Origin of the sequence: Litorimonas sp., assembly GCA_029936425.1 — a bacterium.
GTDB lineage: Bacteria > Pseudomonadota > Alphaproteobacteria > Caulobacterales > Maricaulaceae > Litorimonas.
In genome coordinates this window covers 1-1,696 of record JAPYSU010000095.1, presented here as the reverse complement: position 1 = coordinate 1,696, position 1,696 = coordinate 1, and the positions used below count along the sequence as shown (strand labels likewise).

Here is a 1,696-nt window from a genome sequence, read left to right as displayed (position 1 = left end):
GTGTAAGTGTAGCAATCTCCACCCCATGTCCCAACATTAGGAAAACAGGGGGAAACTAAAAACCACAGATCACCAAGCGAAAAAGCAGAAGGTTCCATTTCAGGCTGGTGACTGCTGTTAATGAGGAAGAAATATATTTGACACAAGCATAATATTTAAACTCTAAAACTAGGAGGAGCCTGAGCTCCTAGCACAACACAGGATGACTCCTGAGCTGTGCTTGGTTGGGTGTTTATAGAATATTGTTATAAGGCTGCAGTGTCCCTAGGAGAATCTGCACCTAAGAGGACCTGCAGCAACATCCAAGCCTCCACCAGTGGCATTTGTGGCCACTGTGGCCTGATGGACACCTTTTGCTTACATACATAAGAATTATTACTAGCAGATTAAACATGAGAATTAAATATAAAGTCAAGAGTACACCTGCTTGATCCCTGTGCATGGCCGGATACAGGTCGCCACCAAGAATTAGGCTAATTAATGACAGAAACCTGATCTTCACCCCATTTGGCTGGAGCTGAATGCTGGACTGGACCTGTTGTGCATGGATCTTGGCATTTAATATTAGTTCATGGATCTGATCCGCGAGGGGGACGAGCTGTCTTACACTAGCACTTGAAAGAGGTTTCAAGACCATTTGGTTGAGTTGTTGTAGTGAAGAAATAGCTAAAGGCTTCATTGTCAGGCCATTCATAAACCCTTGGAGGGAAATCAATGAATAAATGTTTGCAGTGACCAAGAAGAGTTTTTTACCAGACTGAATTTTCTCCCAACATTTAGTCTTTCTTGCTGCAAAGTCATCTCTGGCCACAAACAAATATGCTAGTTCCTTGGTGCAGATTACTTTGGTCAGCATGAACGTAGGTTTGACAGTTACAGACACTGGCCTTTTCACTATCATTCTACAACTCTTGGTGTCACTACTGTCCACCAAAGTAGTAGGGACTGGACTGATTTCCTGATTCAATGTCATTTTCTCACTGAGGAAGTGATACTCTACCCCGTATTCCAGGGCTGAGTCCAACAGTTCCACCATCTCTGGGTCATACAGGTTGAGGGCCAGGCAACAGGGAGTGCCTCTGCGTGTTTCCAAAACCTCCAAGAAATCCTCGTGAGGTCCGAGCTCTTTGCTTAGACCAATCAAATAGAGGTCTTGGGTGTGAGGGATCTTCCTGCCGTGTGCCCTGATATTGTTCCTGGTGACCTGAGGGGGAGCTAGAATGTCATTGTATTGGGTAGAAAGTCCATCTAAGTATGTTACCAGTGACCCTAGTAACCCAGTTACACTCAACAGCATCTGGGCCCCATATAACTGTCCATTGAGCAAGCCATCATTGGACTGGAGTTGGCCACACAAAAGTGGGAACACCAGAGTGTCTGACAACTTGTTGCAAAGTGGAGTCATGTAGGCCTGGATGATGTGGTGTTGGGCCTGCCACAGTTCCTTTTCAACCCCTGACACAGTGACTGTGCCAGCAGTGCTCTGGTCTCCATGACTAGGTTCCAGGAAACTCCCTGACCAGGAGAGCAGGAGACTCAGTGAATCCTGCAGCTCCTTGTACTTGGCACCCACAGGCCCCTGGGCCTTCAAAGTCCAGGGCTGACTAGGGAGGGCCCTAGTCAACCATAGATCTCGAGAGTCCACCAAGCCTTGTGGAGTAGCAGCTAGAGCATCAAGTAACTGTCGGTTCTGTTG

The 1,696-nt window shown here is 46.8% G+C and carries 1 protein-coding gene; it reads right to left on the bottom strand.

The window, feature by feature from the left end; translation table 11 throughout:
- Positions 1-280: 280 nt before the first annotated feature.
- The coding region (locus ACN0IC_RS15305) for a hypothetical protein (RefSeq protein WP_416879616.1) at positions 281-1,696 on the bottom strand (1,416 nt) is incomplete at its 5' end.